This is a genomic window from Geodermatophilus sp. SYSU D00525, from assembly GCF_054050475.1.
Window position 1 is genome coordinate 101278 of the sequence record NZ_JBJGZK010000006.1, and the last position, 12548, is coordinate 113825.

13 protein-coding genes and 4 tRNA genes are annotated in these 12548 nt (G+C 74.1%); 8 read left to right on the forward strand and 9 right to left on the reverse strand.

Annotation, left to right across the window (positions count from 1 at the left end; genetic code table 11):
• The first annotated feature begins 178 nt into the window (after positions 1 to 178).
• Entirely contained in the window at positions 179 to 799 is a 621-nt protein-coding gene (locus tag ACI796_RS07415; protein WP_456940592.1) for a GNAT family N-acetyltransferase, read from the forward strand.
• On the opposite strand, the gene ACI796_RS07420 is transcribed toward ACI796_RS07415, so the two are convergent.
• Positions 800 to 1204, reverse strand: coding sequence for a PaaI family thioesterase (locus ACI796_RS07420; RefSeq protein ID WP_456940593.1), 405 nt, complete (start codon positions 1202 to 1204; stop codon positions 800 to 802).
• Positions 1205 to 1273: 69 nt separating this feature from the next.
• On the opposite strand from ACI796_RS07420, the gene polA reads away from it, so the two are divergent.
• The gene (gene polA, locus ACI796_RS07425; RefSeq protein ID WP_456940594.1) at positions 1274 to 4024 is read left to right on the forward strand and encodes a DNA polymerase I; all 2751 of its coding nucleotides are present in this window, start codon (positions 1274 to 1276) and stop codon (positions 4022 to 4024) included.
• A 108-nt stretch (positions 4025 to 4132) separates the two neighbouring features.
• Here the strand turns inward: polA and ACI796_RS07430 are convergent, their stop codons facing one another.
• Both ACI796_RS07430 and ACI796_RS07435 read right to left on the reverse strand, forming a co-directional pair.
• Positions 4133 to 4630 (reverse strand): hypothetical protein, encoded by a 498-nt coding sequence (locus tag ACI796_RS07430; protein WP_456940595.1) that lies wholly within the window; start codon positions 4628 to 4630, stop codon positions 4133 to 4135.
• 43 nt (positions 4631 to 4673) lie between these two features.
• Positions 4674 to 5513 (reverse strand): class I SAM-dependent methyltransferase, encoded by an 840-nt coding sequence (locus ACI796_RS07435; RefSeq protein ID WP_456940596.1) that lies wholly within the window; start codon positions 5511 to 5513, stop codon positions 4674 to 4676.
• Positions 5514 to 5727: 214 nt separating this feature from the next.
• On the opposite strand from ACI796_RS07435, the gene rpsA reads away from it, so the two are divergent.
• A complete protein-coding gene (gene rpsA, locus ACI796_RS07440; protein WP_456940597.1) occupies positions 5728 to 7200 on the forward strand; it encodes a 30S ribosomal protein S1 in 1473 nt (490 codons plus the stop codon).
• Positions 7201 to 7421: 221 nt separating this feature from the next.
• On the opposite strand, the gene ACI796_RS07445 is transcribed toward rpsA, so the two are convergent.
• Positions 7422 to 7601, reverse strand: a complete 180-nt coding sequence (locus ACI796_RS07445) for a hypothetical protein (RefSeq protein WP_456940598.1) — start codon at positions 7599 to 7601, stop codon at positions 7422 to 7424.
• Positions 7602 to 7849: 248 nt separating this feature from the next.
• Here ACI796_RS07445 and coaE point away from each other — a divergent pair, with 248 nt between their 5' ends.
• Complete coding sequence (coaE, locus tag ACI796_RS07450) at positions 7850 to 8455, forward strand: dephospho-CoA kinase (RefSeq protein ID WP_456940599.1); 606 nt, start codon at positions 7850 to 7852, stop codon at positions 8453 to 8455.
• 82 nt (positions 8456 to 8537) lie between these two features.
• Here coaE and ACI796_RS07455 read toward each other — a convergent pair.
• The 4 genes from ACI796_RS07455 to ACI796_RS07470 all read right to left on the reverse strand — a co-directional run bounded on the left by ACI796_RS07455 (position 8538) and on the right by ACI796_RS07470 (position 9400).
• Positions 8538 to 8612, reverse strand: a tRNA-Val gene (locus tag ACI796_RS07455).
• A 49-nt stretch (positions 8613 to 8661) separates the two neighbouring features.
• Positions 8662 to 8732, reverse strand: a tRNA-Cys gene (locus tag ACI796_RS07460).
• 43 nt (positions 8733 to 8775) lie between these two features.
• A tRNA-Gly gene (locus ACI796_RS07465) sits at positions 8776 to 8848 on the reverse strand.
• A gap of 102 nt (positions 8849 to 8950) precedes the next feature.
• Entirely contained in the window at positions 8951 to 9400 is a 450-nt protein-coding gene (locus tag ACI796_RS07470; protein ID WP_456940600.1) for an SsgA family sporulation/cell division regulator, read from the reverse strand.
• Between the two features lie 215 nt (positions 9401 to 9615).
• Between ACI796_RS07470 and ACI796_RS07475 the strand changes: the two genes are divergently transcribed.
• From ACI796_RS07475 to ACI796_RS07490, 4 genes are all read left to right on the forward strand, one after another.
• On the forward strand, positions 9616 to 10266 hold the full coding sequence (locus tag ACI796_RS07475) for a sigma-70 family RNA polymerase sigma factor (protein ID WP_456940601.1): 651 nt from the start codon (positions 9616 to 9618) through the stop codon (positions 10264 to 10266).
• A complete protein-coding gene (locus tag ACI796_RS07480) occupies positions 10263 to 11153 on the forward strand; it encodes an anti-sigma factor domain-containing protein (protein ID WP_456940602.1) in 891 nt (296 codons plus the stop codon). The genes ACI796_RS07475 and ACI796_RS07480 overlap by 4 nt, the downstream gene beginning before the upstream one ends.
• Positions 11154 to 11167: 14 nt before the next feature.
• Complete coding sequence (locus ACI796_RS07485; protein WP_456940603.1) at positions 11168 to 11641, forward strand: TIGR02611 family protein; 474 nt, start codon at positions 11168 to 11170, stop codon at positions 11639 to 11641.
• A gap of 26 nt (positions 11642 to 11667) precedes the next feature.
• Positions 11668 to 11739 (forward strand) — tRNA-Val (locus tag ACI796_RS07490).
• A gap of 231 nt (positions 11740 to 11970) precedes the next feature.
• On the opposite strand, the gene ACI796_RS07495 is transcribed toward ACI796_RS07490, so the two are convergent.
• Entirely contained in the window at positions 11971 to 12516 is a 546-nt protein-coding gene (locus tag ACI796_RS07495; RefSeq protein WP_456940604.1) for a dihydrofolate reductase family protein, read from the reverse strand.
• Positions 12517 to 12548: the final 32 nt, after the last annotated feature.

The window sequence follows — 12548 nt, forward strand, 5'->3', positions numbered from 1 at the left end:
GCGTGACGGTAACCCAGGCGTGTTGCCTCCCCGTTCCCTCGTCGCCGCACTGTGACCGAAGCGCGACGCGCCGACGCACCCGTCTGAGTGACCACTCCCGTCCCAGGACCGGCGCGTCGGCGTGGCCGGAGGGGGTGGGAGGTGCACGCTCGGCGGCACCGTCCAGGGGAGGGCTCCCGTGTCTGCTGCCGGCCAGCGGTACCGCGTCGTCACGCGCACGGCGCGCCCCGACGACCTGCCCGCCGTCCTCGCCCTGGTGCGCCAGCACCGCGCCGAGGCGCACGCGGAGGGCGTCCTCACCGGGCAGACACCCGGGGCGGCCGCGGCGGCGGGCTTCCGGCGGCTGCTGACCGACCCTGCGCACCGGGTGGTGCTCGCCGTCCTGCCCGGCGCCAACGCCGCCACGGCGGCGACCGCGGGCGAGGCGGTCGTCGGCCTGGCCGTGCTGGGGCTGGACCCGCTGTCGGCGGTGCTCGGCGTCCCGCAGGTCACCGTGGACAACCTCGTCGTGCACCGGGACCACCGCCGGTGCGGGGCCGGGGCCGCACTGCTGGCCGCGGCCGCCGACCACGCCGCGGAGGTCGGCGCCGAGCACGTCGTCGCCGCGGTCGGCGGGCACGAGGCCGAGCGGCAGCGGTTCTTCGCGCGGATGGGCTTCGCGCCGCTCACCACCCGCCGGATCGTGCCCCGGGAGACGCTGGCCCGGTCGCTGGCCGCCTGGCAGCGCGGCGGCGTCCCGCTGCCCCGGCCGCCGCGCCGTCGCCCGGTGGCCCGGGCGGTGCCGGCCCTCCCCGCCTGATCAGGCGGGGAGGATCGCGCAGGTCAGCCGCGCGGTGGCGGTGGTCCGCCCCCGGTCGTCGGTGACCTCGACGAGGAACGTCGACAGCGTGCGGCCGACGCGGGCCGGGGTGCAGACGGCGGTGACCGTGCCCGACGTCGCCGCGCGCAGGTAGCTGGCGTTCAGCTCGACACCCACGGCCTTGCGGCCCGGGCCGGCGTTGAGCATCGCCGCCCAGGAGCCGATCGTCTCGACCAGCGAGCACGTGGCGCCGCCGTGCAGCAGGCCGAAGGGCTGCTGGTTGCCCTCGACCGGCATCGTCGCCACCAGCCGGGCCGGGTCGTAGTCGACGATCGTGATGCCGAGCTTGTCGTCGAGCGGGCTGCTGGCGGTGGGCGACAGCCAGTCCGGGGGAGCGGAGGTCACCGGCGCACCCTAGCCCCGGTCCCGTGCGGGCCTCGGAACCGTGGGTGAGCGCACCTAGGATCGTGCGCGATGTCCGCTCCGGTGACCACCCCCGCGCCCACCGCCCCCTCGGCGACGGCCCAGCCCACCGCCCAGCGGCCGCGGCTGCTCCTCCTCGACGGGCACTCGCTGGCCTACCGCGCGTTCTTCGCGCTGCCGGTGGAGAACTTCTCCACGACGACGGGCCAGCCGACCAACGCCGTCTACGGCTTCACGTCGATGCTGATCAACGTGCTGCGCGACGAGCAGCCCACCCATCTCGCGGTGGCCTTCGACGTCGGCCGGCAGACCTTCCGCAGCGAGATCTACGCGGAGTACAAGGCCAACCGCACCGAGAGCCCCACCGACTTCCGCGGGCAGGTCAGCCTCATCCAGGAGGTGCTCGCCGCGCTGCGGGTCCCGGTGATCACCGCGCCGGGCTACGAGGCCGACGACGTCATCGCCACGCTGACCGTGCAGGCCGTCGAGCAGGGCATGGACGTGCTCATCTGCACCGGCGACCGCGACGCCCTGCAGCTGGTCAGCGAGCACGTCACCGTGCTGTACCCGCGCAAGGGCGTCTCGGACCTCACCCGGTTCACGCCGGAGGAGGTCGAGGCCAAGTACGGGCTGACGCCGCGGCAGTACCCGGACTTCGCCGCGCTGCGCGGGGACCCCAGCGACAACCTGCCGAGCATCCCGAGCGTGGGGGAGAAGACCGCGGCCAAGTGGGTCCGCGAGTACGGCTCCCTCGACGAGCTGGTCGACCGCGTCGACACGGTCAAGGGCAAGGTCGGCGAGAAGCTGCGCGAGCACCTGTCCTCGGTGCTGCAGAACCGGCGGCTGACCGAGCTCGACCGGCAGGTGGCGCTGGAGCTCGGCCCGCAGGACCTCGCCGTCCGCGCATGGGACCGCAACGAGGTGCACACCCTCTTCGACAACCTGCAGTTCCGGGTGCTGCGCGAGCGGCTGTTCGCCACGCTGACCAGCGCCGAGCCCGAGGTCGAGGGCGGCTTCGACGTCACCGCCGACGACGTCCCGGCCGGCGGGCTGTCGGCCTGGCTCGACGCGCACGCCCGCACCGGCCGCACCGGCGTCGTCTTCCGCGGGACGTGGGGGCGGGGCACCGGGGAGCTGGCCGGCCTGGCGCTGGCCGCCGCCGACGACCACGCCGTCTTCGTCGACTGCGGGCCCGACCTCGACGCCGCCGACGAGCAGGCCCTGGCCGCGTGGCTGGCCGACCCGGCCACCGAGAAGGTGGTGCACGACGTCAAGGGGCCGCTGCTGGCGGTCTGGGCGCGCGGGTGGGACCTGCAGGGCGTCACCAGCGACACCGCGCTGGCGGCCTACCTGGCCACGCCGGGGCAGCGCTCCTTCGACCTCGCCGACCTCTCGGTGCGGTACCTCAAGCGCGAGCTCAAGGACGACGCCGCGCCGGAGGCGCAGCTGACGCTGGAGGGGATGGGCCCGACCGAGGCCGACCTGGCCGCCGAGGCCGCGCACGCCGACGTCCTCAAGGCCGTCGCCGTCAACGACCTGTCCGACGCCCTCGAGCAGGTGCTCGGCTCCAAGGGCGGCGACCACCTGCTCGGCGACCTCGAGCTGCCGCTCACCCGGGTGCTGGCGCGGATGGAGCAGCGCGGCATCGCCGTCGACACGGACCTGCTGACCGAGCTGCAGCGGGAGTTCGCCGAGGGGGTGGCCGCCGCGGCGGCCGAGGCGTACGCCGTCATCGGGCGCGAGATCAACCTGGGCTCGCCCAAGCAGCTGCAGGCGGTCCTCTTCGACGAGCTGGGCCTGCCGAAGACGAAGAAGATCAAGTCCGGCTACACCACCGACGCCGACGCGCTGACCTCGCTGCTGGCCTCGACCGGGCACCCGTTCCTCGAGCACCTGCTGCGCCACCGTGACGTCACCCGGCTGCGCACGGTCATCGACGGGTTGATCCCGATGGTCGACGACGCCGGCCGCATCCACACCACGTTCCAGCAGACGATCGCCGCCACCGGCCGGCTGTCCTCGATCGACCCGAACCTGCAGAACATCCCCATCCGCTCCGCCGAGGGCCGCCGGATCCGGCAGGCCTTCGTCGTCGGGTCCGGCTACGAGTCGCTGATGACGGCCGACTACAGCCAGATCGAGATGCGGATCATGGCCCACCTGTCCGAGGACGAGGGGCTCATCGAGGCGTTCACATCCGGGGAGGACCTGCACTCCTTCGTCGCCTCGCGGGCCTACGACATCCCGATCGAGCAGGTCGACCCGGAGATGCGCCGCCGGATCAAGGCGATGAGCTACGGCCTGGCCTACGGGCTGAGCGCCTACGGGCTGGCCCAGCAGCTGCGGATCACCCCGGAGGAGGCGCGCGGGCAGATGCACGCCTACTTCGAGCGCTTCGGCGGGATCCGCGACTACCTCGACGGCGTCGTCGACGACGCCCGGCAGACCGGCTACACCGAGACGACGCTGGGCCGCCGCCGCTACCTGCCCGACCTCACCAGCGACAACGGGCAGCGGCGGCAGATGGCCGAGCGGATGGCGCTCAACGCCCCGATCCAGGGCTCGGCGGCCGACGTCATCAAGGTCGCCATGCTCGGTGTCGAGCGGGCGATCGAGGCCGAGGGCCTGTCCTCGCGGATGCTGCTGCAGGTGCACGACGAGCTCGTGCTCGAGGTCGCGCCGGGGGAGCGGGAGGCGCTGGAGGCGATCGTCCGCCGCGAGATGTCCGGCGCCGCGCAGCTGTCGGTGCCGCTGGAGGTCTCGGTCGGCGTCGGCCGCAGCTGGGACGCCGCCGCTCACTGACGGGCCTGGTCTGGACGTCCACCTCAGGTCGAGGGTGGCCTCCTGATCGACGACTGCAGGGAACTCGCTGCTGAGCGCTCCGGCTCAGCGACGAGTTCCCTGCAGTCGTCACGTGCGCTGTGCCTTGCTCCGATTCCACAGGGCGCGATCGAGCTCGCGGAGGGTCGCGCCGGTGCTGCGGGCCACGTCCTGACACACCCCCGGGTGGACCGGGTAGGTGGGCCACCCAGGCGCGAGGAGTCCGTGCGCCCGGAGGGTCTCGACCGCCCGGGAGTCCATCACCGTGTGCTCCTCCGGCAGTGCGACCGACAGCAGTGCGCTCGCCATGTGCGTCCCGACTCCGTGGAGCAGGCCGAGCACGCGGTGACGGAGGGGGAGCGGCGCAGTCAACGCCGACTCCGTGAGGTCCAGGACGTCGGCGTCGTCGTTGCAGGCCAGGTAGAACGTGGATCGCGGGCTCTTCCACGTCCCGACGGCATCGAACCCGGTCCGCAGGTACCCGCCTCGCCCCCGTACCGCTGGCCCGACGACGTCGAACAGGTGGACCTCGTGCGTCTCCAGCGGGTACCGCTCACTCCAGTGCCTGACGAACGCCGCATCGATCACGTCGCGAGCTCCCCGTAGCGGCAGGTCGGCCCGATCGCGTGGGTCAGGGGCGGTGGGCGACCAGGACCAGCGTGCCGGGGACGAGGGCGCCGCGGGCAGGGGACCACTGGCCCCACTCCTGCGTGCGGCCCGGCGTCCACTCCGGCTCGACCAGGTCGTCGAGGACCAGGCCCGCCCCGACGACGGCGCGCACCCAGTCGCCGACCGTGCGGTGGTGCTCGACGTAGACCGTGCGCCCCTCGCCGTCGGTCTCCACGTAGGGCCGGCGGTCGAAGTAGGACGACACGACCCGCAGGTCGTCGGGGTCGGGGGAGTCCGGCAGCGGCCAGCGGAACGGGTGGTTGACCGACGCGGCGAACCGCCCGCCCGGGCGCAGCACCCGCGCCACCTCGGCCAGCGCCCCCTCGACGTCGGCGACGAACGGCAGCCCGCCGAAGGCCGAGCAGACGACGTCGAACGACGCGCCGGCCAGCGGCAGCGCGCCGACGTCGGCCTGCACCAGCGGCACCCCGATGCCGGTGTCCCGGCCCAGCTCCGCCGCGCGGGCGAGCATCCCGGCCGACAGGTCCAGCGCGACGACGTCCGCGCCGGCCCGGCGCAGCCAGCGCGCGCACGGCGCCGAGCCGCAGCCGACCTCCAGCACCCGGCGGCCGGCGACGTCGCCGAGCAGGTGTGCGTCGGCCTCGCGCAGCCCCTCCGGGCACCACAGGAAGTCGACGTCGCCCAGGTCGTCGCCGTGCTCGGCGAGGTAGGCCGGCGCGGCGGCGTCCCACCAGCCGCGGTTGGCGCGCACCGACTCGGCGGACCCGGCCGGCCGCCGCTCGACCCCGCCCGCGGCGGGGTAGCCGTCGGGCCCGAGGGGGAGTGCGGGCGGCGGCATCATGACACGCCCAGCGTGACACGCCGCTGCGGATCGGCAGAGGTCGTCCACCCGGTGGACCCCGGTGCGCGCGCGTCCGTACCATGGGAATGCGCCAGAGGTCTGTCAGTGCTGTTACCCGCAAGGGATCGGCGCGCGCCGGCTCTCCCCGCTCCCGCGGTCACCCGGCCGCGGTCCCCCTGTCCCTACGCATCCCCCGTCCGGAGCACTCGACCACATGACCTCCACCCAGGTCCGTCCCGACAGCACCCCCCAGATCGCGGTGAACGACATCGGCACCGCCGAGGACTTCCTCGCCGCGATCGACCAGACGATCAAGTACTTCAACGACGGCGACATCGTCGAAGGCGTCATCGTCAAGGTCGACCGGGACGAGGTGCTGCTGGACATCGGCTACAAGACCGAGGGCGTCATCCCCTCGCGCGAGCTGTCCATCAAGCACGACGTCGACCCCAACGAGGTCGTCAAGGTCGGCGACGAGGTGGAAGCTCTCGTCCTCCAGAAGGAGGACAAGGAAGGCCGCCTGATCCTGTCCAAGAAGCGCGCCCAGTACGAGCGCGCCTGGGGCACGATCGAGGCCAAGAAGGAAGCCGACGAGGTCGTCACCGGCACCGTCATCGAGGTCGTCAAGGGCGGTCTCATCCTCGACATCGGCCTGCGCGGCTTCCTCCCCGCGTCGCTGGTCGAGATGCGCCGCGTCCGCGACCTGCAGCCCTACGTGGGCCGCGAGCTCGAGGCGAAGATCATCGAGCTCGACAAGAACCGCAACAACGTCGTCCTGTCCCGCCGGCAGTGGCTGGAGCAGACGCAGTCCGAGGTCCGCAGCGAGTTCCTCAACAAGCTCGCCCGCGGCCAGGTGCGCACCGGCGTCGTCTCCTCGATCGTCAACTTCGGCGCGTTCGTCGACCTGGGCGGCGTGGACGGCCTCGTGCACGTCTCCGAGCTGTCCTGGAAGCACATCGACCACCCGTCCGAGGTCGTCGAGGTGGGCCAGGAGGTCACCGTCGAGGTCCTCGACGTCGACCTCGACCGCGAGCGGGTCTCCCTGTCGCTGAAGGCGACGCAGGAGGACCCGTGGCGTCAGTTCGCCCGCACCCACCAGATCGGCCAGGTCGTGCCGGGCAAGGTCACCAAGCTGGTGCCCTTCGGTGCGTTCGTCCGGGTCGACGAGGGCATCGAGGGCCTGGTCCACATCTCCGAGCTGGCCGAGCGCCACGTGGAGATCCCGGAGCAGGTCGTGCAGGTCGGCGACGAGATCCTCGTCAAGGTCATCGACATCGACCTCGACCGGCGCCGCATCTCGCTGTCGCTCAAGCAGGCCAACGAGGGCGTCATCGGCGACGAGGAGCAGTTCGACCCCGCCGCCTACGGCATGTCCGCGTCCTACGACGAGCAGGGCAACTACATCTACCCCGAGGGCTTCGACCCCGAGACCGGGGAGTGGCTCGAGGGCTACGAGGAGGCCCGCGAGACCTGGGAGCGGCAGTACGCCGAGGCCCAGGCCCGCTTCGAGGCGCACCGGAAGCAGATCGCCGCGGCCCGCGAGGCCGACGCCGAGGCCGCTGCCGGTGGCAACTACTCCTCCGGCGGCGACACGGCGACCGGCGGCGACACCACCTCCGGTGGCGGCACGCTGGCCAGCGACGAGGCGCTCGCCGCGCTGCGGGCCAAGCTCGCCGGCGGGGAGTGACCGCTGACCGCGCGCTGACGGTCTGAACCGACGACAGAGGCCCAGGACCCGTGAGGGTCCTGGGCCTCTGTCGTGCGCGCACGGATCGGCGCAGAGGGGTGCCCGCCCGCCGTCCCCGTCCGGGCGGGCACCCGGTCTGATCGGCCCACGTCCGCCCGACGTGTCGGGACGCCCCTCCGGCAGGGTCCCGGCGCGAGCGGTGAGGGCGGAGGAGGCCTACCTCAGAGGCTGAGGATGATCGCGAAGGCCGAGCGCGGGCGGCCGCCGGCCGCGGCCAGCGACTGCCAGGTGTGGCGGCCGGCCGGGGCGGCGTCGAGCAGCCAGCGGAGGAACGCCCCGCGGCGCGAGGGCCCCGCCTCCTGCACCGCCATGCGCGCGCGGACGGCGGGGATGTCGGCCACCCGGATCCCGCCCGCACGCTCCGCCCGGTGCCGGCCCGGTGTGCGGGGACCGGCGGGGACCGTCGCGACGGCGGTGCGGGGCTGCGACATCGGGCTGCCTGCCTCTCTCGGCTGCGTCCCCCTCCATGGGGAACAGACGGGACGGACGTTATGAGGAGTGACGGGTGTGACTGGTGCGACGCGCCGGGGCCGGGGGGCGGGTGTTACCCGTCCGTGACCGCCGACCGTGCGCTCGTTACCGTCCGTCCGTGCTGCGGATCGGGTTGACCGGCGGGATCGGGTCGGGGAAGAGCACGGTGGCCGCCCTGCTGGCGGCCCGGGGGGCGCTGGTCGTGGACGCCGACCGCATCGCCCGGGAGGTCGTGGAACCGGGTACGCCGGGGCTGGCCGCCGTCGTGGACACCTTCGGGCCGGGCGTGCTCACCCCCGACGGGGCGCTCGACCGCCCGGCGCTGGCCGCCGTCGTGTTCGCCGACCCGCAGGCGCGGGCGCGGCTGGACGGGATCGTGCACCCGCTGGTGCGCGCCCGGGCCCTGGAGGTCGTCCAGGCGGCCCCGGAGGACGCCGTGGTCGTCCAGGACGTCCCGCTGCTGGTGGAGACCGGCCAGGCCGGCGCGTACGACCTCGTGCTGGTGGTCGAGACCGACCTGGACACCCGCGTCGCCCGGCTGGTGCTGCGCGGGCTCACCGAGGACGACGCGCGCGCCCGCATCGCCGCCCAGGCCACCGACGAGCAGCGCCGGGCGGTGGCCGACGTCGTCCTCGACAACAGCGGCGCCCCCGAGGCCCTCGCCGCCCAGGTGGAGCGGTTCTGGGAGGAGCGGGTGGCGCCGGCGGTGGGGGAGCGGCGGTGAGTGCCGCCCCGACCGCCCGCCGGCTGACGGACCCCGGAGACGACCAGAGCCCCGGACCGCTGGGGTCCGGGGCTCCGCGTGCTGGTGGGCGATACTGGGTTCGAACCAGTGACCTCTACCGTGTCAAGGTAGCGCTCTACCACTGAGCCAATCGCCCGAGTCCGGTCTGCCGACCGGTCCGCTCCACCGCGCTCGGCGAGGAGCCGAGGTGGAGACGGGATTTGAACCCGTGTAGACGGCTTTGCAGGCCGTTGCCTCGCCTCTCGGCCACTCCACCGCACACACGGGCGCCGGTCTCGCGACCAGCGCCCGAGGTCCCGAGCGGACGACGGGATTCGAACCCGCGACCCTCACCTTGGCAAGGTGATGCTCTACCAACTGAGCCACGTCCGCGTTGCTGTGTTCTGTTGTGTCGCTGTCGTGCTGTGTCGCTGTCGTGCAGGGAGAACCATACCCGACCCTCGGCAGGGGTTTCACGGGGGGTCCCCCCGGGGTTCACCGGGCCCCGGGGTCGGCCCCGCCGCCGGACAGCAGCGCGGCCAGCTCGTCGTCGACGTCGAGCGCCGCCGTCTCCTGCCCGGAGGGCACGAGCTCCTCGGTGCGCTGCAGGAACGCGGCAACCGTGGCGCGGGACAGCTCGAACAGCGCCTCCCCGGAGGGGGCGCGCAGGTGCAGGTACAGCACGTCACCGCTGGTGCGGGCCGGCCAGATGCGCACGTCGCCGTCACCGGCCGGCCGCTCGAGCCCGGCCGCGAGCAGCTCGCGGCCGAGCAGCCAGGTGATGCCGTCGTCGGCGACCTCCCCGGCCTCCCCGAAGCCGATCCGCACCGCGAAGGGGTCGTGCACCGCGTAGGAGAGGGCGGCCGGCACCTCGGTCCAGGAGGTCGGGCCCACCAGGTACAGCGTCGTGGGGACGGAGTACCCGGGGGTGGAGCGGGATGCCATGTCGCCTCGATCCATGTCACGTGTAACGACGAGAGGAGTCGGATGTTGCGCCGACCTGCTACCGGGCGTGTCGCCACGGCCGGGCCGACCGCGGCGGTCATCTTCCCGACCGGTCCGCGCGGTCCCGCCGGGTTCAGGGGCGGGAACCACCTGGGGATGCCCCTACCCGGCGTGGTGAACCGTGATGCGCGCTGCCGCGAATGCGTCGTGTGACGATGGGAACCGTGACGCGTCCGGCACGACGTCCGGAGGGCGACCCCGGTGACCTGGACCTCGTGGCGCGCGTGCGGGCCGGCGACCGGGGCGCCGTGGACGACCTCTACGAGCGGTTCCGCCGGCCGGCGTTCGCGCTGGCCAGGCGGGTGCTGGCCGACGACGTCCTCGCCGAGGACGTCGTCCAGGACGTGTTCCTCACCGTGTGGCGCGACCCGCACGCCTACGACGGCACCCGCGGCAGCTTCTCCGCCTGGCTGCTGGCGATGGTCCACCACAAGGCCGTCGACGCCGTCCGCCGGGAGGAGTCGCAGCGCCGCCGCCGGGCCCGCGCCGAGGACGACCTCGCGCTGAGCGCCCCCACCAGCGCCCGCGACGTCGAGGACGAGGCGTGGGACCGGGTGGTGTCCGAGCGGGTGCGGACCGCGCTCGCGGCGCTGCCCGACGCCCAGCGGGAGGCGCTCACGCTCGCCTACTACGGCGGGTACACGCAGCGGGAGGTCGCGGCCCTGACCCGCGCGCCGCTGGGGACGGTGAAGACCCGCATGCTGGCCGGCATGCGCCGGCTGAAGGAGGAGCTCGGCGGGGTCGCCGGGGGCGGCGCCGGTGGCGCGCTCAGCGGTCCCGCCGCGGTCGACGGGGGTGCCCGGTGAGCCCGCGCCCCGACTCCCACGAGCCCTTCGACGAGCTCGCCGTCGGCTGGGCGCTGCACGCGCTCGAGCCGGAGGACGAGGCGCTGTTCGGCGCCCACCTGCCGACCTGCCCGCGGTGCACCCGGACCGTCGCCGAGACCTCCGAGGTGATGGCGGCGCTGGCCGCGGACCTGCCGCAGGCCGAGCCGGACGACCGGCTGCGCGACCGGCTGCGGGCCGCGGTCGAGGAGACCGGGCAGCTCCCCCCGCCGGCCGGCGTCGACCCCGCCGCCCCGGGCGTGGCGCCCGTGCCGCCGGCCCCGGCCGCCCCCGGCGGGCGCCGCCGCACCGACCGTCCCGTCGCGACCGGCTTCCCCGGCTACGTGCCCGCCGCGGAGGAGCCCGCGCCCGACCCCCGCCCGGTGTGGCGGCGGGTGCTGCCCAACGCGCTGGTCGCCGCCGCCGTCGCCGCGATCCTGGCGCTCGGCACCTGGAACGTCGTGCTCAGCTCCGCCCGCGACGACGCCCGCGCCCTCGCCGCGGAGCAGCAGCAGGTGGTCGAGGCGCTGCTGCAGCCCGGACGGGCGACCATCGCACCCGTCCAGGACGGCGACGGCGACCCGGTGGCCACCGTCGTCGCCCGCGACGCGCAGCTGGAGGTCGTCACGCACGGGCTGCGGGTCAACGACAGCAGCGCCAGCGTCTACGTGGTGTGGGGGATGGCCGACGACGCACCGGTGGCGCTCGGCACCTTCGACGTCGTCTCCCCACAGACCGACCTCCGGACCGTAGGCTCCGCCTCGACCGGTCTCGACGGCTACGCGGGGTACGCGATCAGCATCGAGCCCGGCCGGCAGGCTCCGGCGGAACCGTCGGACGTGGTGGCGAACGGGCAGGTGACCAGCTGAGCGGACAGGACACGGTGCCGCCGCCCCCCCGGGAGCGGCGGGCACGACCGACCGCCGAGCAGCGGCGGGAGCACTTCGACCACGACGGCGTCCACAGCCTGCGCGAGCGGGTCGCGGAGTCGCGGTGGCGGCAGCGCCTGGCCGCCCGCCGCTCGGTCGACCACGCCTACCGGATGGTCGTCGGCATCGTCGGCGGCCTCGTGGTCGCCGTCGGCCTGGTCACCATCCCGCTGCCGGGCCCCGGCTGGCTCACCGTCATCGCCGGCCTGTTCGTGCTCGCCACCGAGTTCACCTGGGCCGAGCGGCTGCTGGAGTTCACCAAGCGGCACGTCAAGGCGTGGACCGACTGGCTGGGCCGCCAGCCGGTGTGGGTGCGCCTGGGGATCGGCGTGCTGACGGCGGCGTTCGTCTACGGCGTCCTCGTCGTCACGCTGCACGTCACCGGTGTTCCGGACTGGATGCCGGGGTGGGTGCCCCTGTGGCGCTGACCGTCTGGCATCATGGACGGCGCAACGGGCGATTGGCTCAGTGGTAGAGCGCTTCGTTCACACCGAAGAGGTCACTGGTTCGAACCCAGTATCGCCCACCGGCACGCGAGGGCCGGGCTCCCGACGGGGGCCCGGCCCTCGCGGCGTCCACGGGGGTACCGCGTCGTCGCCCGGTCGCCGGCGGCCCTGGCGACGCCCTGCTCGCGCTCGGGGCGACCCGGGTGGTGCCGGCCGACCCCGACGGCGACGGGTTCTGCGTGCTGCCGTCCCCGTGGCCGACGGGAGGGCCGGGCTCCCGACGACGGGAGCCCGGCCCTCTCGCGGTGGGCTCAGGCGGCCGGGCCGTAGGTCAGGTGCGCCACGCCGTTGCTCAGCGCCTCGACGCCGACCAGCGACAGCTTCTGCTTCGTGCCCTCGGGGAACAGGTGGATGCCCTCGCCGACGGCGACCGGGTACACGTACAGGTGCAGCTCGTCGACCAGCCCGTCGGCCACCAGCGCCCGCACGAGGGTGGCGCTGCCGCTGACGTAGAGGTCCCGGTCGGCCTTGAGCTCCCGGATCCGGTCGGCGTCGTAGCCGCCGAGGGAGGTGGAGTTCCGCCACACGCCCTCGGCGTCGGCCAGCGTCGAGGAGACGACGTACTTGGTGGTGTCGTTGAAGAACGGCGCCCCGGGGTCGTCCTCGACCGTCCGCGTGGACCACGCCGGCGCGAACATCTCGAAGGTCGTGCGGCCGAGCAGGATGCCCGTCGCCGGCGCGGTGATCGCCCCGATGGAGGCGGCCAGGTCGTCGGGGAACCCGTAGTCGACCGTCCACATCGGTGCGTCGACGACCCCGTCGACGGTGGTGAACTCGTGCACGCGGATGGCACCCATGTCTGCTCCTCGGTCGGTCGGCCGGCCCTGTC

Excerpts from the sequence above, each read along its gene's own strand:
- polA (WP_456940594.1), top strand. The coding sequence starts at position 1,274 with ATGTCCGCTCCGGTGACCACCCCCGCGCCCACCGCCCCCTCGGCGACG.
- ACI796_RS07435 (WP_456940596.1), bottom strand. The coding sequence starts at position 5,513 with ATGATGCCGCCGCCCGCACTCCCCCTCGGGCCCGACGGCTACCCCGCC.
- rpsA (WP_456940597.1), top strand. The coding sequence starts at position 5,728 with ATGACCTCCACCCAGGTCCGTCCCGACAGCACCCCCCAGATCGCGGTG.
- ACI796_RS07470 (WP_456940600.1), bottom strand. The coding sequence starts at position 9,400 with ATGGCATCCCGCTCCACCCCCGGGTACTCCGTCCCCACGACGCTGTAC.
- ACI796_RS07475 (WP_456940601.1), top strand. The coding sequence starts at position 9,616 with ATGGGAACCGTGACGCGTCCGGCACGACGTCCGGAGGGCGACCCCGGT.
- ACI796_RS07495 (WP_456940604.1), bottom strand. The coding sequence starts at position 12,516 with ATGGGTGCCATCCGCGTGCACGAGTTCACCACCGTCGACGGGGTCGTC.